Source organism: Biomaibacter sp. TOL, from assembly GCF_059717795.1.
In genome coordinates this window covers 250,994-277,591 of the sequence record NZ_AP046092.1, presented here as the reverse complement: position 1 = coordinate 277,591, position 26,598 = coordinate 250,994, and the positions used below count along the sequence as shown (strand labels likewise).

Below are 26,598 nucleotides of genomic sequence, written 5' to 3'. Positions count from 1 at the left end.
AGGCAGCACGATGAAGCTCACGAAAGAAATGCTGGACAGCGTAAGACATATGGAGGGATTTCCAAAAGGCGCGGATGAGGATATAATAGCCCTCTCCGACCCTCCTTATTATACGGCGTGCCCCAATCCTTTTATAAATGATTTTATAGAAAAATACGGGACTCCTTATGATGAGGAAAAAGACGATTACCACTGCGAACCCTATACCGCCGATGTGTCGGAAGGTAAAAACGACCCCATATACAACGCCCATTCCTATCATACAAAGGTGCCCCATAAGGCGATAATGAGGTATATCCTCCACTACACTAAACCCGGAGACATAGTGTTCGACGGCTTTTGCGGCACCGGCATGACCGGAGTGGCGGCTTCAATGTGCGAAAACCCCGATAAGGATTTCAAATTGAAAATTGAAGAAGAAGCAAGGCACGAAGGTAAAAAGGTGGAGTGGGGAGCCAGAAGGGCCATCCTGTGCGACCTTTCCCCTGCCGCCACCTTCATAGCGTACAACTACAACACACCGGTGGATGTGGAACAATTTGAAAAAGAGGCAAGGCGCATCCTGGAGGAAGTGGAAAAAGAATGCGGCTGGATGTATGAAACCATCCACACCATAGACGGCGTGCCCCAAGTCGATATCCATGGAAAGCCCGTAAAGGGCAGGATAAATTATACCGTCTGGTCCGATGTTTTCATCTGCCCCAACTGCAGCGGAGAAATCATCTTCTGGGATGCGGCAGTGGACAAAGAATCCGGCAAAGTACTGGATGAATTTAACTGTCCTCACTGCAATGCAAAGGTGAACAAAAAAAACCTGGAAAAAGCCTGGGTGACCAAATACGATAAAGCCATAGGTGAGACCATAAGGCAGGTAAAACAGGCGCCCGTCCTCATAAACTATTCTGTGGGCAGGGCAAGATACGAAAAAACCCCCGATGAATTTGACATAAAGTTGATTGAAAAGATTGAGGAAATGGACATTCCGTACTGGTATCCGACGGACAGGATGCCGGAGGGAGATGAGTCAAGAAGAAATGATAGATTTGGAATAACACATGTGCATCATTTTTATACGAAGAGGAATTTGTGGATATTGAGTGCAATTTATAACAAGTTTAAAAACATTAATCAAGAGTTTTTAGCAAAATTATTATTTACAAGTCAATTAATCAATATTAGTAAATTAAACAGGTTTCGATTTAATGTATCATTTCCGTATAATCCATTAAGTGGGACGTTGTATATTTCATCCATGATTAGTGAATCAAATGTAATAGCGGCTTATTTAAATAAAATTGATAGACTTACAAAAATAAAAACCCCAGGCAGTTATACGATAATCACGTCGCAGTCCTCGGTAGCTCTTAGTAATATTCGCAGCAACTCCATAGACTATATTTTTACCGATCCGCCTTTCGGCGACAACCTGATGTACTCCGAGCTCAATTTCCTCTGGGAAGCATGGCTCGGGGTTTTCACAGACAACAAGTCCGAAGCCATTGTAAACAATGCACAGCATAAAGGCTTATCCGAGTATAAGGAATTGATGGAGAAGTGTTTTTGTGAGATGTACCGCATACTAAAACCCGGCAGATGGATGACGGTGGAATTTCACAATTCTAAAAACACTGTATGGAATTCCATTCAGGAGGCCATTTTGAAAGCAGGGTTTGTAATTGCCGGCGTAAAGACCCTCGATAAACAGCAGGGAAGCTTCAAGCAGGTCACAACCACCAAGGCGACGAAGCAGGATCTTGTCATTTCCGCCTACAAGCCCAGGGATTCATTTGTAAGGGGTTTCCTCAAGAAAGCCGGCACGGAAGAAGGCGCCTGGGATTATATACGCCAGCATCTGGAAAAACTGCCTGTAACGGTGGAACACAAAGGACGGCTGGAGGTCATCCCCGAGAGGCAGGCGTACCTTCTGTATGACAGCATGATTGCCTTCCACATCCAGAAGGGCGCATCCATACCCATGGGGGCGGCGGACTTTTATGCGGGATTGAAGCAGAGGTTCCCGGAGCGGGACGGCATGTACTTTTTGCCGGATCAGGTAATTATATATGATAAAAAAAGGATGGAAATGGAGCTGAATGACCAGCTTTCCTTTTTAATCCTGGACGAAAAGACCGCCATCCAGTGGCTCCGAAAGGAGCTGGAAAAAATGCCCCGGACCTATCAGGAACTCCAACCAAAGTTTCTTCAGGAACTTCACCAGATGAAACATGAAAAACTCCCCGAGCTCTTGGATCTTCTGGAGGAAAATTTCCTGCAGGATGAAAAGGGAAGATGGTATGTGCCGGATCCAAGCAAGCAGTCGGATCTGGAAAAGCTCAGAGAAAAGAACCTGCTTAAAGAATTTGAGGAGTATAAAAACAGCACCGGAAGGCTGAAGGTCTTCCGGACCGAGGCCATAAGGGCAGGGTTTAAAAAGTGCTGGAGGGATAAGGATTACGCCACCATAGTGAAAATAGGCGACAGGCTTCCGGAAAGCATCCTTCAGGAAGACAGCAGCATATTGATGTATTATGACAACGCCCTGACCAGGATGGGTGAGGGGCATGTTTGAGCTGAAAGCCACATATCAAATATGACAGATAATGGATAGCCTGCGATGGACCCATAAAAAATGCAAAACCTTTAACGCTTTTAACTGGCTGCAGTATACGTGTGACCCGGCGGCCGGTCATAAGTATGACCATGCAGCGTTTGGAGTGAAAATATGATTGAAGATGTAATTTGCCAAAAGCTTCCTTTAAACCAGAACAATTTCATACTGCTCTATGACCCTGACGATATGGTGGCCGGGGAAAAGATTGTATCCCGGATAAGTAGCTGCGGTTACACCCTCATTAATTATGAAGACCCGGATATGTTCAGGTTTTATTTCGAACAAATTTTAAATAAAGGTACAGACATTGATGAAGCAGGCGGGGATAAGATTATACTGAGGCTTACACGAAATACGTATGTACCTTACGATATTCAGTCCATATTTCAGGAAATAAGGATAACCATAAAAGACATCTTTCCCGGGCTGAGCTACACTGTTTTAAAGGAAATGGGCAGCGGCATTTTAAATGATGTATACGATGCTTATAAAAATTACACGGGTCTGAATCTGGGCGACGGCGAAACCATAAATTTCATTCTTGAAAACGTCTACGGCATATTTCCGGATACCATACACACATACGAAGATTTGATAAAAACATTGATAAAAATATATTACTGCGGGAAAGAGTTGCCTGAAATCATCCTGAATTACCTTTCAAAGAGATTTGAGACACATCCGGATTTTATAAGCTTCCCCGTTAAAAAAATTTTATCCGGAAAAGAATCCTTCTTTTATTATCTACAGCAGCAATGGGAACTTTATATAAAATCTTTTTTTGAAAATAATATCAAATCCGATGTGAATTTTGGCCATGCAGATATCAGAGTGTATATGGACAACCTTTTTTCCGAAGGGTATTTGACCCCCGTCCATTGCCATGAAATCCAGAGGATTCCAGTTTGGGCCCGGGATGGGGTAATCTATCAAGAGTTTCTCGATAAAAAGAAGAACTATGAAGAATTGATGGAAAAGGTCAGGACGTCCTTGGAAAAGGTGGAATCTTTTAAAGATTGGTGGGGCATAGCTTCCCGGTGGGCTGAATTACTGGTGATAGTAAGTGACAGCAATATAAAAAAGGAGTTGGATATTAAGGAGTTTGAAAAAACTTCTTTACATCTGGAAAGGTGTTTTAAGGAGTGGCTTCTGGAAAATTACGGTTTGCTTTCGTCTTTATCGTATACGGCTTTTCCAGTGATGGTACATCATATTCCCTGGCACATCCATTACAGGATGCAAAAAGAAAACTTTAAAAAAGCGGCCCTCATAGTATTTGACGGCATGTCTCTGGACAACTGGATAATAATAAAAAGGCATCTGAATCAGAGTAAGATATGGATACTGGAAGAGAACCTATCTTTTGCATGGATCCCAACCATGACCTATATATCGCGCCAGGCCATCTTTTCGGGGCAGGTGCCGGCGTACTTTGCCGATACGTTTTTTTCTACGGATAACGATGAAAATCACTGGAAGAGGTTTTGGATGGATAAGGGCTTTCGGGCAGATAGCATATATTACATGAGAAATATTAAGCATTTTGACGAAAACGGCCTTGAAGAACTGGTCAAAAACCCGAAAGCCAGGATACTGGGCCTTGTGGTAAACATGATAGATGACATGGTGCACGGCGGGCAATTGCTTCTTTCGGGGATGCATCAGGACATAAAATTCTGGCTCAAAGAAGGAGGGCTTGAGCGCTTTTTGCTGAAGCTTTCCGCCTGCGGATATGAAATATATATAACCTCGGATCATGGAAACATCAGCGCCGTAGGCCAGGGCAGGCTTCAGGAAGGCCTCGGTGTGGACCAGGCGGAAAGCAGGGTCAGAATATACGAAAAATCCAAAAGCCATGATAGCGCCCTTCAAACATTCAGGGCCTTTAAATGGAAAGCTTATGGCTTACCCCAGGATTATAATTATATCATCTGCGATGATAACTTCGCTTACGGCAAATATAACGAAAAAATGATATGTCATGGCGGAACATCCATTGAGGAAGTCATTGTTCCATTCGTCCATGTAAGAAAAGGAGCATAACATGATGCAGACAGTGGGATTTAATCGATTCATAAAAAGAGAATGGCTGGATTTTACGGCTTTTCTCGCGTGCCGGGAAAAGGATGAAAAAATCATAAGAAAAAATCTGAATGAATATCTTGAAAAGGAAGCAAAAGCCGAAATCACCCGCCAAAAAACCCTGGCGGAGCTTTTAAGGATCTGGGTAAGCGTGCCCGCATCTCATGAAAATCTGAAGCAAAAGGCTCTAGATTTGTTTAAGAAAGTGCCGGAAGATGAGAAAATGTTACTTCACTGGTCCATGATAATTCTGGCCTTCCCCATATTTATCGATGTGGCATCATCATTAGGAAAGATTTTCAGCCTTCAGGACCGGGTGTCTTTAAAAATCTTGGAAAAGCGCATATTTGAAAAGTGGGGAGAAAGGAGCACCGTAAAATACGCGCTTCAAAAAATAGTCGGTTCCATGACTGAATGGGATGTCATCGCCAGGACAAAGGTGGGAGAATACGCCAAAGCCCGGGCTATAGAGATTGAAAAACAGGATTGTAAACTCTTTTTCATAAACTGCTATATGCAAGCTTTGGAGAAAGATTATCTAAGATTCATTGAAGCAAACAACCTCTCCGCCGCCTTCCCCTTTAAACTGAACCTGGGGCTCGATGACTTTAATAATTCAAATACCCTGTCATTGAGTAGGATGGGGAGTGATGTGGTGATTATTGCAAGATAATTACAAGAGGACGAGGGAGTTTTCTAAAAATATTTTAATGATTTTATTAAATCAGGCAAAAGTTCTAATTTGAAGCCACTCTAAAAATATTAGAAAAGGAAGATTTTATATGAACGAAAATAGAAAAGGTTATTTAATACATGAAAGTTCTAAAGACCATCAAAGAAAAATCAATAATTAACGGAGGGTTTCATATGGACAAATATAGGAAAGGTTATCTGATACATGAAGGTGATGGCAATTACTGCCTTTGTAAAATTTTAAATGAATACAATAGCGAAGAAGAAGCAGAAAAAGATTTGATTGATCTTCTTACACATCATAAAACAGAAAAACAAATATTGAAAGAATATAGTAAAAAAGAAGTGTATTAATATTTGAATACCCTAATGGAGTGTGTGGCCCCTCTCGCAGATATTGATGTCGGAATAGTTTTAGACCCTTGCAAAAGCAGCTGACTTTAAATATGTCCTCGATAAGTATTATGAAGAGCGTTTAGAGGAGTGATTATATGTTCTTTACCCCTACCCAGAAAAACTTTAGAAAAGAGATGCAAGAACTTAAGAAAAGTAACAAATACAATGATATAAATGAAATATATTCAAGCCATAAAAGAACTGTTAAGTTTGAACCCGCTGAAGGGACGAATAGAAGTCCTTTTTCGGTGTTTTTAAGTATTATAATAACTCTGATACTGTTTATCGGGCCTACTGTTTTATATAAATATATGAATCAAGATAATAGAATTATAAATACTATTTCTCAAACATCTACGAGCGATTTAAAAATAATTTCGAAAGAACAGGAAATATATTTAAAAAATCTTCAAATATGCAGAGATTCTATCAATCAGAGCCTGTTAAAATTAAGCGATTTTCATAAAGTGCCATATCAGAGTCGAGATATGAAATTATATAAAGAGGTTTTAATTGAAGGAGTTGCCAATTGCGAAAAATGGGAAAACATGCTCGCTGGACAGAAAACAGTAAAACCTTTTGAACCATTATTAGTAACCACCCAGGAATATGCCAACATATCAAAACTGGCTTTTAAACATTATCTTGATTATATCAATAATAAAAGTAAAAGTGATATAGAAATAGCAAATAAGTACATAGAAATGGTCAACCAAAATAATAGCGGTTATTTTTCTGAACTTAAGAAAATTATGGATGAGAACGGTTATAAATATGAAACATTGGAAAACGGTGGAATAAGATACTGGGTGAATTCTTATTAGGAGGTGATGCTATGCTGGATGGCGAAGCCCTTGTTAAAATGTCGGAATAGCTTCATCATAAGACATCAATGACATTGATGGCAGATATATATTGTATAGCGACATTTATAATGACCTTGTAGAAATATTTCCGAGATTGGATTTGGTTTTTGTGCAGGAAAATCATTCGGTATTTCAGACAGAGGCTATTTTAGGCATGTATATACGCTGAATCTGGATATGGGAATTGGCATTTAATAAATAAAATATTATTCTGGAGGAGATTAAAAATGATATTGACGACAACCCCTGGTGTTGAAGGAAAGAAAATCGTGGAGTACAAGGGTATAGTTTTTGGAGAGGTTATCTCTGGTGTGAACTTTATTAAGGATTTTGCAGCAGGGCTTTCGAACATTTTCGGCGGCCGGTCCAGGTCATATGAAGGGGAGTTGCTCGAAGCAAGAGAAGCTGCATTGAGGGAGATGGAGAAAAGAGCGGCGTCTCTGGGAGCCAATGCTGTCATCGGCGTGGATGTGGACTACGAAGTGCTGGGGCAAAACGGCAACATGCTCATGGTGACTGCATCCGGCACGGCGGTAGTAATTGAGTAAATTGATGTAGTATGAGGGGAAATGAAATTATAGATAATAATTCAGGAAGTGATTTAATGCAATTATATGATGACAAGAAAAATAAATTTGAGATAATTAACAGCATATGTAAAAAATATAATATCATCCTTATGTATCTATTTGGTTCCCAGAAGGAAAATGCATTTAAAATCTTAAACGGCGAGGATGTCAATATAGAAGACCCACTGGCAGATATTGATGTCGGTATAGTTTTCTCATATGACATCAATGACGTTGATGGCAGATATAGATTGTATAGCGACATTTATAATGACCTTGTAGAAATATTTCCGAGATTGGATTTGGTTTTTTTGCAGGAAAATCATTCGGTTTTTCAAACAGAGGCCATTTTGGGTATATGTATATACGCTGAATCTGAGGAAATAAAAGATGATTATGAACTCAAGACCCTTGCAAAAGCAGCTGACTTTAAATATGTCCTCGATAAGTATTATGAAGAGCGTTTGGAGGAATTATGATGATAAATAAATCCGCCATACTGGAACGGTTGGACTTAATCCAGGCATATTTAAAAGAACTGGAAAATCTCAAAATCGTTCCCGAAAAGGAATTTTTAGAAAATGGTTTATATTCTGCTGCCGCCGAAAGTTATCTTAGGAGGTCATTGGAGGCAATCTTTGATATTGGAAGGCATATTTTGGCAAAGACTGGTCATATAGACTTTTCCACCGAATATAAATCTATAGCAATATAAATCTATAGTAAAAGGCCTGCAAAAAGAAGGAATCGTTGATGAAAAACTGGGTAAAAGCTTTTTCAAATGGCCGGCTATAGGAATCGCATGGAAGCTATGTTGAAGATATGTAAAATTATTGAAATATATATAGTGATTATATATACTAGAGGTGGGAAAATCCCACAAAAGGAGGCAGAAGCATGTCTCAGATAAAACAAGCAGTAGCAAAGATTGACAGCAAGGGCAGGTTAACATTACCAAAAAATATAAGGAAGGCCTTGGGAATAGATAGCGGTGATATCGTATTTATTAAATATACACCCAAGGATAACCAGTTGCACGTTATTCCTGCAATAAACCCCTTTGATGTTCTTGCTGAAGATGCGATAAATGAGTATAAAAACAGTGGACAAAGAAGATAGAGTAATATTTTGAGGAACAGGAAGAAGGGTAATTATTTTAAAGTGTATTAAAAATAATGCGGAAAAGGATCCTGATGAATTACCACTAAAAGCAAACGGAGGGTTAATAAGATGGAACGCAGGTTTAAAGTAATTTTGGAGTGGAATGAGGAAGATGGCGGCTATACTGTTACTGTCCCAGCTCTGCCCGGGTGTATAACCGAAGGGGATACTCTTGAAGAAGCCTTAAAAAATGTCCGTGAAGCCATAATAGGTTATTTGGAAGTATTAAAAATGAAGGGTGAACCTTTACCTATAAAGGAACCGCCGATCTTTTTTGGGGAAGTTGAGGTGTCTGTATGAGCCTAAGACTTCCCAGAATGACGGGCAAAGAAGTAATCAAAGCTTTGAGCAAAAAAGGATTTAGGTTAGTTCATATCCATGGCAGCCATCATTACCTAGAAGGCCCCAAAGGTAATCTGGTAACGGTCCCGGTTCATGCAGGTGATATCCTGAAGCCCAAAACTTTGAAAAGTATACTCAAACAGGCTGGAATAACAGCAGATGATTTAATTGAACTACATTAAACCGGAGGATTTTATGAAGTCATTTTATAGATTGAATGAAGAAAACAAAACATAGTTTGGCCAATACTACCGATTTAGAAGTTATTTAAAGAAGATTTTCCGCAGAAAAACGCTTTCACCGTCACTGAACAGTTGAGAAACTGCTGGAGATAAAAGAAACTTAACAGATTTAGGGAGGGGAGTAAGTGAATACAGAGGAAAATGCGAAGTCCTTGATTGATGAACATTTAAGGACACTGAACTGGAATTTAGCTGATTTTACTCAAATAACCAAAGAATATCCTAGACCGGGCGGAGAAAAGACGGACTATGCGATATTAGTAAATGGGTCACCTGCTGCAATTATCGAGGCCAAAAAACATGGGATGGATTTGAATGCGGCTTTAGTGCAGGCGAAAAATTATGAGTGCATTTCAATTGGGAAGAGACAGAACCTATTTGAGATGGCCACCGGCACGGGGAAAACGATAACAGCAGCAGGAATTATCGGTAAGCTTTATAAAGTCGGGCTAGTTAGGCGGGTCTTATTTCTTGTAGACAGGGATTCTCTTGCCGAACAGACAGTTTGCTAATTTAATAAGGTATTTGGTGATACCTTTAAAATAAACCGCTTGACCGGCATAATTCTTGATGAATGCCATAGGTCTTATTTCGGAGATTGGCATACGGTAATCGAACATTTCAGGTCTGGAAATGCCAAGGTATTGGGACCGCAACTCCTTCTGACAAGGAAACACAAAATACAGATGCTTATTTCGGCGAACCGGTATTTAGATACAGCTACTATCAGGGGGTTAAAGACGGCATATTAGCAGTTACAGAAAGGTACAAGTTTTTAACCAATATAGATTTAACTGGCATTCACGATGAGGATAAAGATAAAGAACCAAAAGAAACCGAGAAAATTGAGATGGTAATCGCCGATGTGCCTGTCTACGGGGCGTTTCGCCGTTTGTAAATATATGCCGGCACGTATAATTAAGCAAAATCGTGAAATAAAGGAACATTTCCGGGCGATAATCCAGAAAGAAGTAGAAGAAAAAAGAAAAAATGAGAGAAAAAATAAATGAGGAAGTACCTTCTCTGATAAGATGGGTTATTAAACCTATTGCTGAGTTAGGCTTTAGTGAAGGACATCCCGACAGTCAAATATGGATAGTTGGCTTGAACCCAAAAGGGCCTGAAAATTATAATGATCCCAGAGAAAAAGATAATTTGAAAAATTATTTTTCAGGAGATATTCATCCTTATTTCAAGGATTTTTTAACCGTATCGAAGCATCTGTACAGTTTGTTGGGCAAGCCAAAAGGGGCTGGCCATACCGACATTGTAAAATGCTGCTCAAACAATTTTCCGCCTGAAAATATCAACATAAAGGAAGCAGAAAAAATAAAGGAGAACTGTTCAGTTTATTTAAGGAATCAAATATTGAGTTTTAAGCCCAAAATTATTGTTTGTAATGGGACACCAGTGTGCGATTTTTTCATTAAAGCCTTTCCTCCACTTAGAAATTTAAATGGTATATATGATAATGATACAGCTTTAGGGCCTTGGTCGTTATAGCAAGGGAACCTCGATGCACATATTTTGGTTATAGGTCAAGATTGGGGAGATGAAAATTATTATATAACAAACAAAGGTAGAGATGATGATAAAAATCCCACAAATATTAATTTGATGAAACTTTTTCAAACATTAAATATTGATATTGGCAAGCCATCACAACCAAATACCAATGCCCCAACATTTTTTACAAATGCAATTTTAAGGATAAAGCAAAATGGGATGTCCAGCAAAGTTAAGTCTATATGGGAAAAAGAAAGTTACGGAAGAATTTTTGAAGCCATTAATTGAGATTATACAGCCTAAAATAATTATTATTTTAGGTAAAGTGGCTTACGATGCAGTTGCCAGAATATATGGCCTAAGCCTTAAATAAATCGCTTAATAAACTGATAAAAAATAATCCTATAAAAGTACAGAATGTAAATATTTTTGCTATGTATCATTGTGGCAGAATTGGTTTGGCTAATAGAAAGCTAGACCAACAAATTCTTGATTGGAGAAAAATAAAAAAGCATTTGGTTTAAAAATTATATTCTATCACTAACGGAAACCAATAATAACCATAACAACGATTTTAAATGAAAATTGCTGATATTACCACTATAGATGGAAAAAACAAAAATGTTATGGAGGGTATTCAATGGAAAATAGAAAAGAGGCTGTAAAGCATTTATCTATGATATTTACTGAATATCAGATTTATCCACTATCCTGTTACAAAGAAAACAGTCCTGTGAGGGTTTTTCAAAAACTTTATCCTGATAACTATTACGCTGGCGACATTGAAGATTTCCTGTCATTACATGATTATAAACGAATAAGAAGGGGGGCGGATCTCCCTTGGTGGGGAGAAAAATACTTTGAAAATGATAAAAAGAACAGAGTAATGATAATAAGTCAGGATTCACTTGCTAAAGATGCGGGAAGTATAGTGTTTTGGGCAAATCTTTTTAGGATAATCCGTAGCAAATACGATTACGACAGGTTTACAGAACTCCTTGATGACCCCAAAGTGTTTGAATATAACAAATGGGAAAGGGCTTACAGCCAAATAATGAAGTGGAAAATAGATTTGGAACATTGCTATATAACGGATGCATCGAAGGTATATTGGTCGGATTTACAAAATAGAAAAGGCTTTAATAAAGAAGCGAGTAAGAGGCTCCTCGAAAGAGAAATAGATTTTTGTAAACCTGATCTTATAATACTTCTTGGTGCAGAATCCCTTAACCTGCTTTTTGGTCTAGAGTACAAAGATGTTGTTGAAAAAGGGGAATATATTTTTATTAAGGGAATACCATGTGTGGTTTCACCTTTTATAACTGGACAGGGGCATACTCAAAAAAATTATCATAAAAGACTTGAAATTGCATCCAAGCTTATTATTGAAAAAGTAACAAATTAAGGCTATGAAACTTAAGATAAATCCAGGATTATGGAGATAAAAACAGCCGCTTTTTCAATGAAAGTAATTTCCATGACAGCCCCTGTTCATCGTGCTCGTGGTATTATATGGTACACAGAGCAGACAAAGGAGAGATATTAAAATGGGCTTGTTTTTAGAAGAAAGTGAGATTTTTAAGTTTGCATATTCTTATTATTCTACTATATTAACTTTTAGATTAAATGAGTATGAATTAGCTAGACTAAAAAAATGTATGAAGAACATCAAAACTTTCGATAAAAATTTGAGAAGGGAAGTAAAAATTAAAGTTTACATTGCAGATGAAATAACAGAAATTTATGCGATTCCGCATTTTATGGCATTTATCAATTTTGCATCTATCGAAAATGAGGATAAACAGGCACTGTTTGAGTTTTGGAAAGAATGCGAAGAGCCTTTGCCACCTGAGTCAGCTGAGTATGAATATGACTTAAAAGACTTAAAAAATCCAATAACGTATATTTTAAACTATCATGAAAAACCGGAGTACAATATATCGGACATCTATTTTAACGACAATATTCTTAATGATAGCGAAAAGTTGAGATTAACTATTTTGTCAGTAGTTAAAGATAACGAGGGCATTGGACGAAGAGCATGCGAAAGTTCCATCAGATTGCGGCGGGTGTTACTAATGTATAAATGTTTATTGCGGGGAAAGATTTTAACAAAGCAAAAAGTCGATGAAATATGTTATCCGGATATAGTATCAAAGAGGATGTTTTATAGAGACATCAGCATTATTAATGAAATAGAGGATGGCAAGGTTGTTTTTGACAGGAACTTAAAGGGTTATATTTTGAGGGAGTAAAATAATATTGGTAAACTTTTTATTTAATAATGGGAGGATTAGCGGATGTTTTACGTTATTAAGTTTTGTGGTGATGCCCGGAAAAAAATTGCAGACAGCGCAAGCGACCGCTATGAAGGGTTGCTTCACCAGGTTGCTATGGAGTATATACCGGGGTTTGACGCCACATTGGTATATTGCTTCGGTATGGACAAAAAAAGCATCAAAGAACTTTTTTGCATAGGAGACTGGTTTTGGAATAATGCGGAAATACCGAGCTGGGCTGAAGAGCCTTTATATGATGCGACGAAAAAAACTTATTATTACACCAAACCTTATTCAAAATTTTATGGAAGTTATTATTTGTCGCCGAATATAAACAAAGACGGTGTAGAGATTTTCGAAAATATCAACTCCTTATTGGATTTTAGAGATATTAGAATAACCTGGAGTATGCAAGGAGATTTCGGGCTACAGGAGCATCAGGAGAGAAAAGTAAAGAAATTCAGTATAAGGCTAGATGAAGGGATGTTTTCATGTCCTGAGGATTTTGACTCAATAGACGAGTTAAAGGAAAAATTAAAGACCGAATATAATGCAAAGAGGCTTGTTCCTATTTCGTACACTCCATGGGACAGTAAAGAAAGCCACGAAGAAGAGAGCATGATGGTGGACGAACTAACTCTGCTTTATCTATACGAATATCATACGTTTGAAATTAGAAGGTGGTAGGAGGTATATCGTGAGAGGCATTTCTGATAAATTTATTGAGGATTTAAAAACAGGAACATTAGTAGAGGTGTTAAATACTGTCAAGGTTGACCATACTCTCTGCCTGGAAATAAGAGAAAATTACATTAATATCTACTATCGCGGTGGAAATGCACTAAAAATAACAGAAAAAAGTGAAGGTATTTACGAGTTCTGGTTTGATGTTAAGTATGTTGCAGATGATACTGTAAAACAACGCATTGATAGCCTTCTTTCTGGGTCGGTTTCTACCAATAACATGTCTATTGCAAAGAAATGGATTGAGCAGCTACCTTACATTAAAAATCAAATGGATATTTGGTTTGGGCAGCATCCTAAAGAAGAGCGGGAATATCAGCAATTAGTTGCATATGAGAATAATTACGGAAGCGGAGCAAATAGCACTGATTATTATATTTGTGACATAGAATATGCAAATGAAGACCGTAGGTTTGATATGATTGCGGTAAAATGGCCGTCTACTACTTCAGATAGAAAAAATAATCGAAATTTAAGGCTATCATTTATTGAAATGAAGTATTTGGACGGAGCTATTACCGGTGATGCCGGCCTAAAGAAACATATTATGGATTTTAATAAATTCTTGAGCGATACAAACAATCTAAAAAATATAAAAGACGAGATGGTGAATATTTTTAATACTAAAGTTGAATTGGGATTATTAAATGAAATTAAAAAAATCGCATCTTTCAGCGATGAAAATCCTGAGTATATTCTAATCCTTGCCAATCACGATCCAGCCAAGTCTGCATTATTTAGAGAGTTGAGAGATGTTATTAAGTCAAATGATTACGTAGATTTTTGCAGTAAAGCTGAATTGAAAATTGCGACAGCATGCTTTATGGGGTATGGCCTATATAACGAATGTATTTATTCTTTGGATAAATTTCTAATCAAGTATGAAGATATATTTAAAAAAATGGAGCTTTAAGATGAATAGGGCTTCTGGGTGAGGTTTGCAAAAATATACCGATATTTATGGGTGAAAAGGCAGCAAGGATTTTTAATACAACTGCACTATTTATAAATTCTAAGATTTTTGTTAACCCAGCTGAATACCTGGTTAACGGACAGGAAATTGTAGTTGGCGACTTCTCTATTACACCTTATCTAATTGACCACTCTGCATTTGACGCTTATGCTTTTGTTATTCGGGGAGAAGGAAAATGCGTTGTATATACCGGAGATTTAAGAGCACATGGCAATAAACAAAACATAAAAAGTGCAAGGATGCAAAGGTTGATGAATTTTGTTGGCTCTAAAAATATGGAAGTAATATATTTGCATACAAGCGGACACGCGGATGTTGAAACAGTTAAACGTATTTCAAGGGCATGCAGGCCGCAATTAATAATCCCTGTTCATACTGAGTACCCGGAACGGTTTAGAGAGATTTTTAACAATATCAATGAATAGTATTGCGTCAGTGGTGTGTGAACCTGGTCATTGTTTAGGCCAACCAAATCATTCAGTGAAACGCCGAATAGCTGACTCAGTTTAACAAGAATTTCCAGGCCGGGCTGTTTTGCGCCGCGCTCCCAACCCTGAGTGCGCCTGCATGGTGTCCGGTCAGGCTGAGTAGCGGGCCGTGCATAAGAATGTGGGAGGAGGTGATGGATGGGGGAAGAGCTAGAAAATAGGCAGGAAATATCAAAAAACATTAAGCAAGGGGGTAATGAACAATGCCGCCGTGGTAGTGGAAGTCTTGGGCGACGAAAAGGCCGCAAACGCGGGAATGCCTCTGCTCAGCAAAGTGGTGGATATTGTCCTCAAGAACGGCACCCTGACCGGCAAGGTCACCATAACTCTCCACTTCGACAGCAGCAAGCTGGGCAAGGATCAGCAGGCGGCTGCCTTCTACTACAACGAGAAGCAAGGAAAGTGGGTGGGCCTTGAGGGCACCGTAGACGTGGAAAAAGGTACGGTGGCGGTTACCGTAGATCACCTAACCATGTTCGCCGCCTTTGCTACACCCAAAGTCGTAGACTTCAAGGACTTGCAGAGCCACTGGGCTGCTGAAGCAGTAGAAAAACTGGCTGGGAAGAAGAGCACAGTTAAGACTGCAGAGCTAAAATTTGTAGACAATGTCAGTATTCCTGAGTGGGCAAAAACAAGTATTGAAATGGCAGTAGGAGAAGGAATTATACAGGGATATCCAGATAATACTTTCAGGGCAGAGAGAGAGATAACGCGCGCAGAAGTTGCTGCAATGCTCCTCCGTATGCTTGATACACTTGAAAATTAAGAATAATATATTGTATCGCGGGGATTCAAAGTAACCCCGCGATTTTTTAATATTTCGAGATATTACAGGAATTTCGCCTGAAACCCCACGACTGAAAAATATATAACCTGGCCACATGCGAATATATACGTAAGAAGGAAAACGTAGCTTGCTTCTGCTATACTTGATAGAATCGTTCATCATTGTCACCTAGTTTTGATCAAGGGAGAAAGTTATAAAATGAAGGAGCAGAAGTGAATATATCACTGTAGGGACAAAAGATGACCCAATATAATATTACGGCAATGTAAGCGTCATTAAAATGTGTTATAATATATTAGAGGTGGTAATAATGAAAAAATATAACTTCACTATTCTTATAGAGAAAGACGAAGATAGGATGTATTTGGCATCAGTTCCGGCTTTAAAAGGCTGCCATACACAGGCAAAGACAGTGGAGGAGCTGCTTCCTAGGATAAAAGAAGCTATTGAACTATGCGTGGAATGCGAAAAAGAAGATATTTTACAAAATGAATTTATTGGTGTTCAGCAAATTGAGGTAGTAGTATGAGCATATTAACTGTTGTTTCCTCAAAAGATGTGGTAAAAATATTAGAAAGATTAAGCTTTATTGAAATTAGGCAGAAAGGTAGCCATAAATATTTTAAACATGAAGATGGAAGGTCTACTGTCATTCCGTTTCATGGAGAGGATTTAGACGGTTGACTCAGTACAATGCAGGATATTATTGTTTTTTGGAGAAGTATATCGTAATAATAATAATGAATTAATGAAGAGAAAATATAAAAAGCCAACTTTTAATCGGAGGGATTAAAATGATATTGACGACAACGCCTGGTGTAGAAGGAAAGAAAATTGTTGAGTATAAGGGGATAGTTTTCGGTGAGGTAATATCAGGAGTGAACTTTATTAAAGATTTTGCCGCAGGTCTTTCAAACATTTTCGGCGGCCGGTCCAGGTCATATGAAGGGGAGCTGCTCGAAGCAAGAGAAGCTGCGTTGAGGGAGATGGAGACCAGAGCGGCATCTCTGGGAGCCAATGCTGTAGTCGGCGTGGATGTGGACTACGAGGTGCTGGGGCAAAACGGCAACATGCTCATGGTGACTGCATCCGGCACGGCGGTGGTAATTGAGTAAATTGATGTAGTATGGAGGGAAATGAAAATATAAATATAAAGTTTGGCTGTTGAAAACCGCAATAACAAGGATTTGCGAACTATAGGAGGCTTGTTCTATTACTTCTGTGATGAGCTTCAGGATATAAAGTTCATGGAAGCTTTGCAGCTATTGATTGATGCTCTTAAGACTGCTTTGCGTGAAAAGCTCGTGCTTTCAAAGGAAGCAATCAATGAGTTTTTAGATTATTTTATGTCTTGTCTGCCCACTTTCCTCAAGAAAAAGTTGGCACTTTGTTCCTGCGAAAGTTGAGTTAATTATATATAATCAACTAAATGAAAGCAGGGCGAACTGATTATCGAGAATTGATAATCAGTTTTTTAATGTGCAATGATCCAAATACTAGAGCATTTGGCAGACGGTGGAGTTGTAGTGATCCGAGGAGTGAAGGAGAAGCGATACTGAAAGTAGGAGGACGAGTTATGAACTCTAAGATTGATATTAATGTTTGTTACCGCATTGTTTTTGAAGCATTGGCGTCAGGCAAGGGTATGCAGGCCATGATTGATGCTCTTTTTGATTATACCAGGTTGCCAATTCATGTGGTGGATATCTCTTTTAAGGTACTGGCAGCAACATATGGCGAAACCACTGGAAGTAAACATATAGACCAAAATATAAGAGCGGGATTTGTACCTGCTGATGTGGTGATAGAAGAATATTATCGTCAAGGATATATTGATATTATATCGAATAGTGAAAAATCGGTGATCATTGATTGGGGAGTTGTAGAAAAGGCACAGGCCACAGGAGCAATCCGTATCAACGGAAACATTGAAGGGTTTTGTGCTACCACCTATGGCGACCCCACACTGGCTCCCACAGCTTTGCAGGTAAATGATATACTTTGCAAGGCCCTTGCCATAGAGATGGAGCGGGAGCATCTGGAACTGGCATGGGCAACGGATCCGATTCACCAGGTCATTGCCAGAGAGCTCTTTTGGGACATTATTCCGGAGGGTGATAAAAAAGGAAACAGGGGTTTTGTGGATACAGGCAGATTAAAGCCCCCTTATGTGATTGCTATTTTTTCACCGAGTGTACGCAACAATGCAAGGATACAACATATCAGGAATGCTGTTTTAAGTATGTTCTCCAATGTTTTTCACGTGGTTACCGGAGGATATTTATACACACTATTTGCCAACCTGCCGCACTGCAGCGGAGTTGAATTTATTGCAGAACCCCTTGAGAAATTATTAAAACAATATCAATGCTATTGTGGCATGAGCGATATTTTTATGGATCTGGCTGCTCGGTCAGACTTTCGGCTTGGAGCACAAAAGGCGCTGGAGGTGGGGCAAGTACTGCATCCGGATAAAAACTTGTTCCTGTTTAATGACTATTATCTTGAAATTGTGGCTTTATATGCCGTGAGCGGCCTCGGAGAACTTGGCTACCGCCTGTCCGAACTGGAGCGCCTAAGAGCCGTAGACAAGGAAAAGAAGACGGATTACTATAACACTTTAAAAACCTACCTGCTATTAAATAATAACATCAAACTGACGGCACGAAAACTCCATATTCATCGAAATACGCTATTATACAGGCTATCCAAGATTAGAGAGATTATAGGGCAGGATATAAACGACGCTGCGGTGATCAGGCGTTTACTGACGGCCATGACTCTGCGAGAAGTAGATCAGGTCATTCGTCATCATTTGCATTGTGATTGTATGCGATGCACAAATAAGGGAGATTTTTTTAGATAATATGTACCATGAAATTTATATTAATTTTGTTAAAATTATAATAGAATCACAAGAGGCACATACTAAATTGCAAAGCCTAAACTATCCCACCGCTCATAGAGTTAACTGCCCGAACACTCCGTAATTTGTGATGAAGTTTTTTGCGATAGCTATTGAATCAGGGGTGGTCGGCAAAATAATTTAAAATAGAAATGGGGAGTGAAAGACGTGTTTGATTTAACAGGAAGAGTAGCAGTTGTAACAGGTGCATCTGCCGGCCTTGGCAGACAGTTTGCTTTGGCCCTGGCTAGACAGGGCGCCAGCTTAGCCATTATGGCAAGAAGAAAGGATAAGCTGGAGGAAGTAGCGAAAGAGATACGTGCGACAGGAGCCCGGTGTCTGGTTTTGCCATGCGATGTGACAAAGCTGGAACAGGTTAAAAATTGTGTGGCTGCTGTGGTAAAGGAATATGGCAAGGTTGATATTTTGGTAAACAATGCAGGCGGCGGTAGCTCTGCACCATTGGAAGAGATGACTAACGAGATGTGGCAGCACAACATAGACCTGGATTTGACTGCCGTATTCCAATGTACGCGAGAATTTGGCAAGGAGATGCTGAAAAATGGCTATGGCCGGATCATCAATGTCGCATCTATCTTTGGTTTGGTCGGAAACAAGGATATTCCAGTGGCAGGCTATCATGCATCAAAAGGCGGCGTCATAAACTTTACCCGAGCTGCGGCTGCCGAATGGGCTTCCAGGGGCGTTACCGTCAATGCGATTTGCCCGGGTTTTTTCCCATCAGAAGCAAATAACCCTGAGGCTATGGCAGCCATGGACGAGTTCATTAGAAGATGTACTCCTATGAAACGTCCCGGTAGAGAAGGCGAGCTGGATTCAACTATTGTATTCCTTGCAGCTGATGAATCTTCATATGTGACCGGCGCCATCGTAACCTGCGACGGTGGTTGGACCTGTGTTTAGCCTTAAAATAAGTAAGCAGAAAATGATCTGCGGCCGCTTCTGCCTAATAAAGTATCTTTTGAAAGGGTGAATATCGTGGACAATAAATATGCAAAGCTGTTTGAGCCCATGAAGATCGGAAAAATGAATCTAAAAAATCGCCTAATCATGTCCCCCATGGGTACTTTTACCCCCATGCAGGACGGGACGGAGAGCGAAGAAGGTATTATGTATTATGAAGAACGTGCTCGAGGCGGATTTGGCATGATTATCATCGGAGCACAGTTCATAAACGAAAAAACCGCTCAGGGCGGGCCCACTATAGCATTTGACAACGATCGTGCCATCCCTAAGACCACCATTTTGTGTGAGAGAGTCCATCGTTGGGGGGCAAAGATCTGTGCACAGTTAAGTCCCGGAACTGGCCGCAATGGTATGCCCAATATCGGTGAGCGTGTGCCGATATCCTCCTCCGCAATACCTTCCTTTTATAATCCGGATATAATTTGTAGAGCTCTGACTACCGAGGAAATCAAGGAAATCATCAGAGATTTCGCCTCAGCAGCAACCTTTGCTAAAAAAGCGGGATTTGACGCAATTGAGATTCATGGTCATGCCGGTTATTTAATTGACCAATTTCTGTCTCCTATTTGGAACAAACGTACTGACGAATATGGAGGGAGCTTAGAAAACCGGGCGCGTTTTGCCGTAGAGATAGTAAAGGCAGTTCGTGAAGCAGTAGGCCCTGATATGCCAATTCTGTTTAGAATAGCATTGGATCACCGTTTCCCTGGTGGCCGTACCATAGAGGACAGCATGCCATTAATTGAGTTGCTTGAAAAAGCGGGAGTTGACGCTTTAGATATCGATGCTGGTGCTTATGAGACCATGGATTATATATTCCCTACGGCTTATCTTGGTGAAGCTTGTATGGCGTATGTTTGCAAAGAAGCAAGAAAGCATGTAAAGATTCCGCTGATTAACGCAGGCAATCACTCGCCTGAAACTGCATTGGAACTTGTGAATTCGGGTAATTGCGATTTCGTGATGTTTGGCCGTCAAGCTATTGCAGATCCTGAATTTCCTAAAAAATTAATGGAGAACCGTCGTGAGGATGTACGGCCATGTTTGATTTGTAATGAGGAATGCATTGGTCGTATTTTTGGCAGGCTGACACAGATAAGCTGCACCGTAAATATTCAGGTTTGCATGGAAAAATATTTTCAAATCACAAAGACCGCATCACCCAAGAATATCGTAGTTATCGGCGCCGGTCCGGGCGGTTTGGAAGCTGCTCGCGTGGCGGCTATGAAAGGTCATCATGTCACCCTTTATGAAAAGAGGGGCGAAATAGGCGGAATCTTTAAGATCATTGCTACAGGTCCTTTTAAAAAGCGTATCCGGGACTTGATCGCCTGGTATGAAGTCCAGTTGAAAAAACTTGGTGTGGAAGTAAAGTTAAACACAGAAGTGAAGGTGGATGACCCTATTTTGGAGGCTGCTGATAAAATCTTTGTCGCCACAGGGTCTGTACCTTTTGTTCCCAACATACCCGGTGTGAACAACAGCAATGTAATCGGTGTGATTGAAGCTCATCAAAAAGGCGTAAAAGGAAACAAGATTGCCATTTGTGGTGGAGGCCTTAGCGGGTGTGATACTGCACTGGAGTTGGCCATGGAAGGTAAGCAGGTGACTGTAATTGAGATGATGAGTGAATGTGTACGGGATGTGATGCCTATAAACAAGATTAGTCTAATGCGTATGTTGGAGGAAAACCATGTGACTTTGCTGACAGATAGTAAGGTAGTTGCCATTGATAACACAGGTGTGATTATTGAGAAGAAGGACGGCACAAGAGAAGTCGTAACGGCTGATACTGTGATTACTGCATTTGGTCAGAAGCCCGATACTGCCTTTCCGGATGCAGTAAGAGCAAAGTATAACATGAAGACCACTGTAATAGGTGATGCCGAGAAAGTATCCAAAGTGGGAGGCGCTATCCGTACAGGCTTCTATGCTGCCATGTCAGTAGAATAATTATTTAACTACCTGCTATTAACAGCGAGCTATAAGCCGCTGTTTTTTCTTGTTTTTTGGAACAAAACCATGCTTGAGATCTGTTTTTCGTTACTTCATTTGCCTCTTAAGTTTTCACCCATTCAGGTTCCTCAACATCAGGACAGGTCTTATACAATACGATAGGATCTAAATCCAGGCATTTAGTTTCATCATAATTACCTTCTACATCCCATGCCAGTGTGCCATTTAAAACCGTACAGGCATTCATAAAAAGGTCTATATCCTGCAGTTTCCTGAATATACCTTTTTTTATTATTTCCCTGGCATCAAATAATTTTATACTGCCATCGTCAAAATATAGATATACTTTAAAATCTCTGGTAGGTATAACCTGATCTATCTCAGGGAAATATCTATTATCCATAGTCATACCTCCAAGCCCTTTATCGCATTGAGTTCCTTTCCCTCTCTAGCAAGTTCCCAGTTTTGCATCAGTTCATCCTTATGTAATTCTGCCCAGGCTAATACTAATCTTAATTGACGTTTAGGCAAAAATCCTTTAATTACCTTTGTTTTAATAATATCCACGATCGCCTTATTTTCATTATATTCAACATGAAAATGCGGCGGCATATGGTCATTCCAGTTCATTAATATTTTTATACCAAAAAACATACATATTATAGGCATCTTATCATCACTCACTTACTTAATCTTCTTTTGTCTATATTGATTATAGCATGTAGAATCTTTGATATCAATCTTACTCTTATGGTTGTCTTACTTTCATGGTAAGTTTTAACCTGACAACTTTAGATAATAATTTGTCGGTTAATATTAAAAAGAAGGCCTGAAGGCCTTCTTTTTAATATTCCCGGCTATTCATATGTACCTTTAACTACAACATCCATGATTTTACCTTTCGCAAATACATATTCTATGTTCAAATCCTTATCCATAACCACGATATTCGCGTTCGCTGCCGATCTGTATAGCACCTTTTTTCGGATAAAACTTCAGTGACTTTGTATGGTGGCTAAAGTTTTTAAGACATTTTTTGCCGTTGTATAAGATGACTTTTCCCTGAGGCTTGGCTGCATGTGGTGGTGAAACTAATTGATATATATAATATCCACAGTGTGAATCGGCAGCTTTATCGGAGGCATCCTACGATACATTATCTCCGGTTGGGCTGCGGAATTTTTCGGAGCCTTTTTTCCATACGGCACTTTAATCGTAAATATCATAGGATGCTTTATTATGAGTTTTGTGATGATTTTCGCAGCCGAGATGGGTAACATAGATGTAAATATAAGACTATTTTTACGACTGGTATCATGGGAGCCTTGACCACGTTTTCCACATTCTCTTTTGAAACCTTTCAACTTTTATAAGAAGGAAATTTTTTCCTGGCGGGGATTAAAATGTATATTTAAATCTTTTCCTCGGACTTCTTTCTGTATGGCTTGGATTTATCGTTGCCAGAGCGATAGTATAAGAAGGAATTTTTGTGAAAACCCATTATCTTTTCAACCAAAATTCCACCAGCAAGTTAATAAGACTGTTTTGGCCCGGGCTTTTCGAATATTTTATTCGAAATGGTTAAATTATAGCCTTCTTATCGGGTTATGGCAGGAAGGCTTTTTTGATGGTTAAAGCAAATGAAGGGAGGTATATTGTATGGAATTTAAACCCAGTTGCGGTTACGCTCTGTCCGCCACCTGGAGGTGCCCCGTCTGGAGGTGTACCATCCGGAGGTGGCCCATTGGGTGGTGTCTGACCCGGTGCTGCGCCGGAGCCAACTTATCCACTAAAAAAGCTTTTTAAACCCTTTCATTTTCATATCCCTCCATATTTTATAACAACTGCGGCAGAACCTCGCCCTTTATGGGAGACGTCCGCCGCCTCCATCTCGCTTGTTTTAAACTTAAGAGCGGCGACAGCACAGCTTTCCGGTGTTCTTGGCCATATCCGACAGCGGACTTAGTTTATATATCGAAAATGCATTTTTCATTCATCTAATAGTGCCACGAAGTGTCCAGGTGATTACACCGGAATCATAATTTTATTTTAAAAAAAACCATGTCACATTTTTGTTAAGTAATATGATTTTACTTTGAAAAGTATAAATTTGCTAAAAGCCTGCATTGAAATAAAAAACTTACAAAAAGAGGAATTGTTTTATTTTCGTAGAATATAAAATCTAATTTATGTCCATTTTCATGTATAATAATTCAATATGTCCAATATACAATAATAAATTAAATAAATGTATGATTTGTCCTTCAGAAAGGAGGCGGAAAGATTTTTTAGTGGGATCAAGTCATTGAATTTATAAATAAAATACAAGGAGGCAAACATTGTGAAAAAAGTAAAATCATTATTGGTTCTTTCAGTCATATTGCTCATGTGCATTGTATTAGTCGGCGGTTGCGCTCAATCGGCCAATAAAGTTTCAGAGAGCGGGCAAACTGCAAATCAAGGCCAGCAAACCCAGCAGGAATCCAAAAAGACAGAGGTTAAAAACCCAGATACCATGGTAATAGCGTATGATGACCAGCCTACGACACTGGACCCGCACATCGCTTATGACCCCGAGTCGCTTACGGCTATTTCGCAAGTATATGAAGGCCTTGTTACATATAAAGGCAGCAGCAGTGAAGTCATTCCGCAGCTAGCGGAAAGATGGGAAGTCACTGACAACGGCAAGGTATGGACCTTTTACTTAAGAAAGGGTGTAAAGTTCACGGACGGCACTCCTTTTAATGCAGAGGCGGTAAAGATTTCATTTGAAAGATTGTTAAAAATCAATCAAGGTCCTGCATGGATGTTTGATATGATTAAAAACATAGATGTAGTAGATGAATATACTGTTAAATTTACATTGTCCTATGCATTTGTTCCTTTTTTACACGCTCTTGCAAATCCATCTGGTCCATTGATCATAAGTCCTAAAGCTATCAAGGACCATGAGAAAAACGGCGATCTCGCACAGGATTGGCTCAGACAAAACATGGTTGGGACTGGGCCTTATAAGCTTGAGAGTTGGAATATGGGCCAGGATTTCACTCTTGTAAAAAATCCTGACTACTGGGGTGGATGGGAAGGCAAGCATGTATCTAAAATAATACAAAAAGTTGTTCAGGAATCCTCTTCGCAAAGGCTTATGTTGGAAAGCGGAGATGTAGATTTTGCCAATGCTATACCCAGGGATGTTATAGATCAGCTTTCTAAGAATCCTGATATAACTGTACAAAAGAACAAGACTGTTAATTTGCTTAATATATTTTTTAATAACCAGCGGGGTGCTCTAAAGGATAAAAGGGTGCGCCAGGCTATGGCTTATGGTTTTTCTTATGATGATTGTATCAATGGTGTTTTCAATGGCATGGGGACAAAGATGCAAGGTCCTCTGCCGGTCGGTATGTGGTCTCATGATGACAGCATAAAGCCATATGAAAAAGACGTAGAGAAGGCTAAAAAACTCCTGGAAGAGGCAGGTTACCCAGGTGGCGGTGGCCTGAAATTTACCATGATGGTAGAAACGGGTGCGGAAGACTATAAAAAGGTAGCGGAGCTTTTTCAGAGCGACATGAAAAATCTTGGTATCGATATAGATATACAGGTGCTGGCATGGGCTACGATGAAAGATTTATTGAGTTCTCCTAAGTCAGCGCCGGATATGTTTATAAGCGGATTTTACCCCGATTATATGGATCCAGACGATGTGCTGTACGCTATGTATAATTCAAAAACTATAGGCAGCATCAATCAGTCTTTTTATATTAATAAAGAAGTGGATAAGTTATTGGATGAAGCCCGCCAGTCCACTGATGCGTCTCACAGGGAGGAACTGTACAAAAAGGCGCAACAGATTATAAACGAGGACTGTCCGAATATTTTTATACTGACGAGAGACAACATAACCACCATGAGGTCATGGGTGAAAGGATTCGAATATCATCCCCTGCTTGTGAACAGATACTATTTCATGTATAAGGAATAACTTTTGGAGGGGTAAAAGTGGGGACATATATTGCAAGAAGAATGGTAATGCTGGTAGTAGTACTCTTCGGCATGTCGTTGCTCACATTCATTATTTCCCATGCCATCCCAGGGGACCCGGTTCGGCTGGCGGCCGGTCCCCACGCAGGCCCCGAACAGATCGAGTCTTTGAGGAAACAGTTGGGCTTTGATAAACCATTGCCCGTACAATATATCAAATACATGACAGGCCTGCTGCACGCAGACTTTGGTATCTCCATCGAGACTCGAAGGCCTGTGCGGGAAGAATTGATGAAATACCTTCCGGCAACAGTAGAACTTTCGATTTTTGCCCTCTTGATAAGCGTCTGCTTGGGACTGCCTCTGGGCGTCATATCCGCTGTAAAACGGAACTCACCCCTTGATCACAGCGGCAGGGTGGTATGCCTTTTAGGAGCTTCAACCCCGATATTCTGGCTGGGGCTTTTACTTCAACTTTTATTCTATAAAAATCTTGGTTTATTGCCCATTGGCGGGCGCATTGGAGTGGAACTCAACCCTCCTACACAGATAACTGGCCTTTACATCCTCGACAGCATATTGTCTTTAGATTGGCTGGCATTAAAGAGCAGCATACTGCATATAATTTTGCCTGCTTTTACCCTGGGCTACGGCTCCATGGCGGTGTTTACCCGGATGACCCGTTCCAGCGTCTTGGAGATTTTAAATGAAGACTATATCAGGACTGCCAGGGCCAAAGGACTTTCTGAAAGAATTGTAATCTACAAACATGCCCTGCGCAATGCCATATTGCCGGTGCTCACTCTTATAGGCCTTCAGTTTGCCTCGCTCCTGGGGGGCGCTGTACTTACCGAGACAGTTTTTTCCTGGCCCGGCATAGGCAATTACGGAGTCCACGCCATAATGACGCTGAATTTCCCTGCCATTATGGGAGTCACATTGATTATCACAACAATCTTTGTAGTCGTAAACCTGGTGATTGACATAAGCTATGCTTTTGTCGACCCGAGGATCGTATACAAATGAT

The 26,598-nt window shown here is 39.8% G+C and carries 32 protein-coding genes and 2 pseudogenes; 32 read left to right on the top strand and 2 right to left on the bottom strand.

Going from position 1 to position 26,598, the window contains the following annotated elements:
• Positions 1–10: 10 nt before the first annotated feature.
• The 29 genes and pseudogenes from AC6I1H_RS01495 to AC6I1H_RS01355 all read left to right on the top strand — a co-directional run bounded on the left by AC6I1H_RS01495 (position 11) and on the right by AC6I1H_RS01355 (position 21,584).
• A complete protein-coding gene (locus AC6I1H_RS01495) occupies positions 11–2,569 on the top strand; it encodes a DNA methyltransferase (protein ID WP_497739285.1) in 2,559 nt (852 codons plus the stop codon).
• 153 nt (positions 2,570–2,722) lie between these two features.
• Positions 2,723–4,654 (top strand): BREX-3 system phosphatase PglZ, encoded by a 1,932-nt coding sequence (gene pglZ, locus AC6I1H_RS01490; protein WP_497739284.1) that lies wholly within the window; start codon positions 2,723–2,725, stop codon positions 4,652–4,654.
• Between the two features lies 1 nt (position 4,655).
• Entirely contained in the window at positions 4,656–5,366 is a 711-nt protein-coding gene (locus tag AC6I1H_RS01485) for a hypothetical protein (protein ID WP_497739283.1), read from the top strand.
• 194 nt (positions 5,367–5,560) lie between these two features.
• The gene (locus tag AC6I1H_RS01480; protein ID WP_497739282.1) at positions 5,561–5,740 is read left to right on the top strand and encodes a hypothetical protein; all 180 of its coding nucleotides are present in this window, start codon (positions 5,561–5,563) and stop codon (positions 5,738–5,740) included.
• Positions 5,741–5,877: 137 nt separating this feature from the next.
• Positions 5,878–6,606 (top strand): hypothetical protein, encoded by a 729-nt coding sequence (locus AC6I1H_RS01475; RefSeq protein WP_497739281.1) that lies wholly within the window; start codon positions 5,878–5,880, stop codon positions 6,604–6,606.
• A 269-nt stretch (positions 6,607–6,875) separates the two neighbouring features.
• Positions 6,876–7,196 (top strand): putative heavy metal-binding protein, encoded by a 321-nt coding sequence (locus AC6I1H_RS01470; protein WP_497739280.1) that lies wholly within the window; start codon positions 6,876–6,878, stop codon positions 7,194–7,196.
• Between the two features lie 56 nt (positions 7,197–7,252).
• Positions 7,253–7,696: a nucleotidyltransferase domain-containing protein gene (locus AC6I1H_RS01465; protein WP_497740892.1), complete on the top strand. Its 444-nt coding sequence runs from the start codon at positions 7,253–7,255 to the stop codon at positions 7,694–7,696.
• Complete coding sequence (locus tag AC6I1H_RS01460) at positions 7,696–7,932, top strand: HepT-like ribonuclease domain-containing protein (protein WP_120766956.1); 237 nt, start codon at positions 7,696–7,698, stop codon at positions 7,930–7,932. Before AC6I1H_RS01465 ends, AC6I1H_RS01460 begins: the two co-directional genes overlap by 1 nt.
• Positions 7,933–8,114: 182 nt before the next feature.
• Positions 8,115–8,336: an AbrB/MazE/SpoVT family DNA-binding domain-containing protein gene (locus tag AC6I1H_RS01455; protein ID WP_120766955.1), complete on the top strand. Its 222-nt coding sequence runs from the start codon at positions 8,115–8,117 to the stop codon at positions 8,334–8,336.
• A 111-nt stretch (positions 8,337–8,447) separates the two neighbouring features.
• Positions 8,448–8,678, top strand: coding sequence for a type II toxin-antitoxin system HicB family antitoxin (locus AC6I1H_RS01450; protein ID WP_120766954.1), 231 nt, complete (start codon positions 8,448–8,450; stop codon positions 8,676–8,678).
• Complete coding sequence (locus tag AC6I1H_RS01445) at positions 8,675–8,902, top strand: type II toxin-antitoxin system HicA family toxin (protein WP_120766953.1); 228 nt, start codon at positions 8,675–8,677, stop codon at positions 8,900–8,902. The genes AC6I1H_RS01450 and AC6I1H_RS01445 overlap by 4 nt, the downstream gene beginning before the upstream one ends.
• 185 nt (positions 8,903–9,087) lie before the next feature.
• Complete coding sequence (locus AC6I1H_RS01440) at positions 9,088–9,474, top strand: DEAD/DEAH box helicase family protein (RefSeq protein ID WP_497739279.1); 387 nt, start codon at positions 9,088–9,090, stop codon at positions 9,472–9,474.
• Between the two features lie 86 nt (positions 9,475–9,560).
• Complete coding sequence (locus tag AC6I1H_RS01435) at positions 9,561–9,860, top strand: hypothetical protein (RefSeq protein WP_497739278.1); 300 nt, start codon at positions 9,561–9,563, stop codon at positions 9,858–9,860.
• Between the two features lie 92 nt (positions 9,861–9,952).
• Positions 9,953–10,465: a uracil-DNA glycosylase family protein gene (locus AC6I1H_RS01430; protein ID WP_497739277.1), complete on the top strand. Its 513-nt coding sequence runs from the start codon at positions 9,953–9,955 to the stop codon at positions 10,463–10,465.
• A gap of 24 nt (positions 10,466–10,489) precedes the next feature.
• Positions 10,490–10,756: a hypothetical protein gene (locus AC6I1H_RS01425; protein WP_120768694.1), complete on the top strand. Its 267-nt coding sequence runs from the start codon at positions 10,490–10,492 to the stop codon at positions 10,754–10,756.
• A 352-nt stretch (positions 10,757–11,108) separates the two neighbouring features.
• Positions 11,109–11,873 carry a uracil-DNA glycosylase family protein gene (locus tag AC6I1H_RS01420; protein ID WP_497739276.1) on the top strand — a complete coding sequence of 255 codons (765 nt, stop codon included), beginning with the start codon at positions 11,109–11,111 and terminating at the stop codon, positions 11,871–11,873.
• A gap of 142 nt (positions 11,874–12,015) precedes the next feature.
• The gene (locus AC6I1H_RS01415; protein WP_120768700.1) at positions 12,016–12,723 is read left to right on the top strand and encodes a hypothetical protein; all 708 of its coding nucleotides are present in this window, start codon (positions 12,016–12,018) and stop codon (positions 12,721–12,723) included.
• A gap of 45 nt (positions 12,724–12,768) precedes the next feature.
• Positions 12,769–13,434: a hypothetical protein gene (locus AC6I1H_RS01410; RefSeq protein WP_120768702.1), complete on the top strand. Its 666-nt coding sequence runs from the start codon at positions 12,769–12,771 to the stop codon at positions 13,432–13,434.
• Positions 13,435–13,444: 10 nt separating this feature from the next.
• Complete coding sequence (locus tag AC6I1H_RS01405; protein WP_120768704.1) at positions 13,445–14,404, top strand: hypothetical protein; 960 nt, start codon at positions 13,445–13,447, stop codon at positions 14,402–14,404.
• Positions 14,405–14,451: 47 nt separating this feature from the next.
• On the top strand, positions 14,452–14,889 hold the full coding sequence (locus AC6I1H_RS01400; RefSeq protein ID WP_497739275.1) for an MBL fold metallo-hydrolase RNA specificity domain-containing protein: 438 nt from the start codon (positions 14,452–14,454) through the stop codon (positions 14,887–14,889).
• 259 nt (positions 14,890–15,148) lie between these two features.
• On the top strand, positions 15,149–15,718 hold the full coding sequence (locus tag AC6I1H_RS01395; protein WP_497739274.1) for an S-layer homology domain-containing protein: 570 nt from the start codon (positions 15,149–15,151) through the stop codon (positions 15,716–15,718).
• A gap of 147 nt (positions 15,719–15,865) precedes the next feature.
• A pseudogene (locus tag AC6I1H_RS01390) lies at positions 15,866–15,955 on the top strand (ATP-binding protein); the annotation flags it as partial.
• Positions 15,956–16,049: 94 nt separating this feature from the next.
• Positions 16,050–16,268 carry a type II toxin-antitoxin system HicB family antitoxin gene (locus tag AC6I1H_RS01385; protein WP_497739273.1) on the top strand — a complete coding sequence of 73 codons (219 nt, stop codon included), beginning with the start codon at positions 16,050–16,052 and terminating at the stop codon, positions 16,266–16,268.
• Positions 16,265–16,423, top strand: a complete 159-nt coding sequence (locus AC6I1H_RS01380; protein WP_497739272.1) for a type II toxin-antitoxin system HicA family toxin — start codon at positions 16,265–16,267, stop codon at positions 16,421–16,423. The genes AC6I1H_RS01385 and AC6I1H_RS01380 overlap by 4 nt, the downstream gene beginning before the upstream one ends.
• Before the next feature lie 110 nt (positions 16,424–16,533).
• On the top strand, positions 16,534–16,854 hold the full coding sequence (locus tag AC6I1H_RS01375; protein ID WP_497739271.1) for a putative heavy metal-binding protein: 321 nt from the start codon (positions 16,534–16,536) through the stop codon (positions 16,852–16,854).
• 42 nt (positions 16,855–16,896) lie between these two features.
• A pseudogene (locus AC6I1H_RS01370) lies at positions 16,897–17,145 on the top strand (IS4 family transposase); the annotation flags it as partial.
• A 170-nt stretch (positions 17,146–17,315) separates the two neighbouring features.
• Positions 17,316–18,605, top strand: a complete 1,290-nt coding sequence (locus AC6I1H_RS01365; protein ID WP_497739270.1) for a PucR family transcriptional regulator — start codon at positions 17,316–17,318, stop codon at positions 18,603–18,605.
• A 207-nt stretch (positions 18,606–18,812) separates the two neighbouring features.
• Positions 18,813–19,568: an SDR family NAD(P)-dependent oxidoreductase gene (locus AC6I1H_RS01360; protein WP_497739269.1), complete on the top strand. Its 756-nt coding sequence runs from the start codon at positions 18,813–18,815 to the stop codon at positions 19,566–19,568.
• A gap of 75 nt (positions 19,569–19,643) precedes the next feature.
• The gene (locus AC6I1H_RS01355; RefSeq protein WP_497739268.1) at positions 19,644–21,584 is read left to right on the top strand and encodes an oxidoreductase; all 1,941 of its coding nucleotides are present in this window, start codon (positions 19,644–19,646) and stop codon (positions 21,582–21,584) included.
• 106 nt (positions 21,585–21,690) lie between these two features.
• Here AC6I1H_RS01355 and AC6I1H_RS01350 read toward each other — a convergent pair whose 3' ends face one another.
• A complete protein-coding gene (locus AC6I1H_RS01350; protein WP_497739267.1) occupies positions 21,691–21,990 on the bottom strand; it encodes a DUF2442 domain-containing protein in 300 nt (99 codons plus the stop codon).
• 2 nt (positions 21,991–21,992) lie between these two features.
• The gene (locus tag AC6I1H_RS01345) at positions 21,993–22,256 is read right to left on the bottom strand and encodes a DUF4160 domain-containing protein (protein WP_463052751.1); all 264 of its coding nucleotides are present in this window, start codon (positions 22,254–22,256) and stop codon (positions 21,993–21,995) included.
• 453 nt (positions 22,257–22,709) lie between these two features.
• On the opposite strand from AC6I1H_RS01345, the gene AC6I1H_RS01340 reads away from it, so the two are divergent.
• The 3 genes from AC6I1H_RS01340 to AC6I1H_RS01330 all read left to right on the top strand — a co-directional run bounded on the left by AC6I1H_RS01340 (position 22,710) and on the right by AC6I1H_RS01330 (position 26,597).
• Positions 22,710–22,916 (top strand): fluoride efflux transporter FluC, encoded by a 207-nt coding sequence (locus AC6I1H_RS01340; RefSeq protein WP_497740889.1) that lies wholly within the window; start codon positions 22,710–22,712, stop codon positions 22,914–22,916.
• 1,012 nt (positions 22,917–23,928) lie between these two features.
• Positions 23,929–25,572, top strand: a complete 1,644-nt coding sequence (locus AC6I1H_RS01335; protein ID WP_497739266.1) for an ABC transporter substrate-binding protein — start codon at positions 23,929–23,931, stop codon at positions 25,570–25,572.
• Positions 25,573–25,589: 17 nt separating this feature from the next.
• Positions 25,590–26,597: an ABC transporter permease gene (locus AC6I1H_RS01330; RefSeq protein ID WP_497739265.1), complete on the top strand. Its 1,008-nt coding sequence runs from the start codon at positions 25,590–25,592 to the stop codon at positions 26,595–26,597.
• Position 26,598: the final 1 nt, after the last annotated feature.

Bases quoted from the DNA above. Each gene is read 5' to 3' on its own strand.
- AC6I1H_RS01495 (WP_497739285.1), top strand. From the start codon at position 11: ATGAAGCTCACGAAAGAAATGCTGGACAGCGTAAGACATATGGAGGGA.
- pglZ (WP_497739284.1), top strand. From the start codon at position 2,723: ATGATTGAAGATGTAATTTGCCAAAAGCTTCCTTTAAACCAGAACAAT.
- AC6I1H_RS01485 (WP_497739283.1), top strand. From the start codon at position 4,656: ATGATGCAGACAGTGGGATTTAATCGATTCATAAAAAGAGAATGGCTG.
- AC6I1H_RS01480 (WP_497739282.1), top strand. From the start codon at position 5,561: ATGGACAAATATAGGAAAGGTTATCTGATACATGAAGGTGATGGCAAT.
- AC6I1H_RS01475 (WP_497739281.1), top strand. From the start codon at position 5,878: ATGTTCTTTACCCCTACCCAGAAAAACTTTAGAAAAGAGATGCAAGAA.
- AC6I1H_RS01470 (WP_497739280.1), top strand. From the start codon at position 6,876: ATGATATTGACGACAACCCCTGGTGTTGAAGGAAAGAAAATCGTGGAG.
- AC6I1H_RS01465 (WP_497740892.1), top strand. From the start codon at position 7,253: ATGCAATTATATGATGACAAGAAAAATAAATTTGAGATAATTAACAGC.
- AC6I1H_RS01460 (WP_120766956.1), top strand. From the start codon at position 7,696: ATGATAAATAAATCCGCCATACTGGAACGGTTGGACTTAATCCAGGCA.
- AC6I1H_RS01455 (WP_120766955.1), top strand. From the start codon at position 8,115: ATGTCTCAGATAAAACAAGCAGTAGCAAAGATTGACAGCAAGGGCAGG.
- AC6I1H_RS01450 (WP_120766954.1), top strand. From the start codon at position 8,448: ATGGAACGCAGGTTTAAAGTAATTTTGGAGTGGAATGAGGAAGATGGC.
- AC6I1H_RS01445 (WP_120766953.1), top strand. From the start codon at position 8,675: ATGAGCCTAAGACTTCCCAGAATGACGGGCAAAGAAGTAATCAAAGCT.
- AC6I1H_RS01430 (WP_497739277.1), top strand. From the start codon at position 9,953: ATGAGAGAAAAAATAAATGAGGAAGTACCTTCTCTGATAAGATGGGTT.
- AC6I1H_RS01420 (WP_497739276.1), top strand. From the start codon at position 11,109: ATGGAAAATAGAAAAGAGGCTGTAAAGCATTTATCTATGATATTTACT.
- AC6I1H_RS01415 (WP_120768700.1), top strand. From the start codon at position 12,016: ATGGGCTTGTTTTTAGAAGAAAGTGAGATTTTTAAGTTTGCATATTCT.
- AC6I1H_RS01410 (WP_120768702.1), top strand. From the start codon at position 12,769: ATGTTTTACGTTATTAAGTTTTGTGGTGATGCCCGGAAAAAAATTGCA.
- AC6I1H_RS01400 (WP_497739275.1), top strand. From the start codon at position 14,452: ATGGGTGAAAAGGCAGCAAGGATTTTTAATACAACTGCACTATTTATA.
- AC6I1H_RS01395 (WP_497739274.1), top strand. From the start codon at position 15,149: ATGAACAATGCCGCCGTGGTAGTGGAAGTCTTGGGCGACGAAAAGGCC.
- AC6I1H_RS01385 (WP_497739273.1), top strand. From the start codon at position 16,050: ATGAAAAAATATAACTTCACTATTCTTATAGAGAAAGACGAAGATAGG.
- AC6I1H_RS01380 (WP_497739272.1), top strand. From the start codon at position 16,265: ATGAGCATATTAACTGTTGTTTCCTCAAAAGATGTGGTAAAAATATTA.
- AC6I1H_RS01375 (WP_497739271.1), top strand. From the start codon at position 16,534: ATGATATTGACGACAACGCCTGGTGTAGAAGGAAAGAAAATTGTTGAG.
- AC6I1H_RS01365 (WP_497739270.1), top strand. From the start codon at position 17,316: ATGAACTCTAAGATTGATATTAATGTTTGTTACCGCATTGTTTTTGAA.
- AC6I1H_RS01350 (WP_497739267.1), bottom strand. From the start codon at position 21,990: ATGGATAATAGATATTTCCCTGAGATAGATCAGGTTATACCTACCAGA.
- AC6I1H_RS01345 (WP_463052751.1), bottom strand. From the start codon at position 22,256: ATGCCTATAATATGTATGTTTTTTGGTATAAAAATATTAATGAACTGG.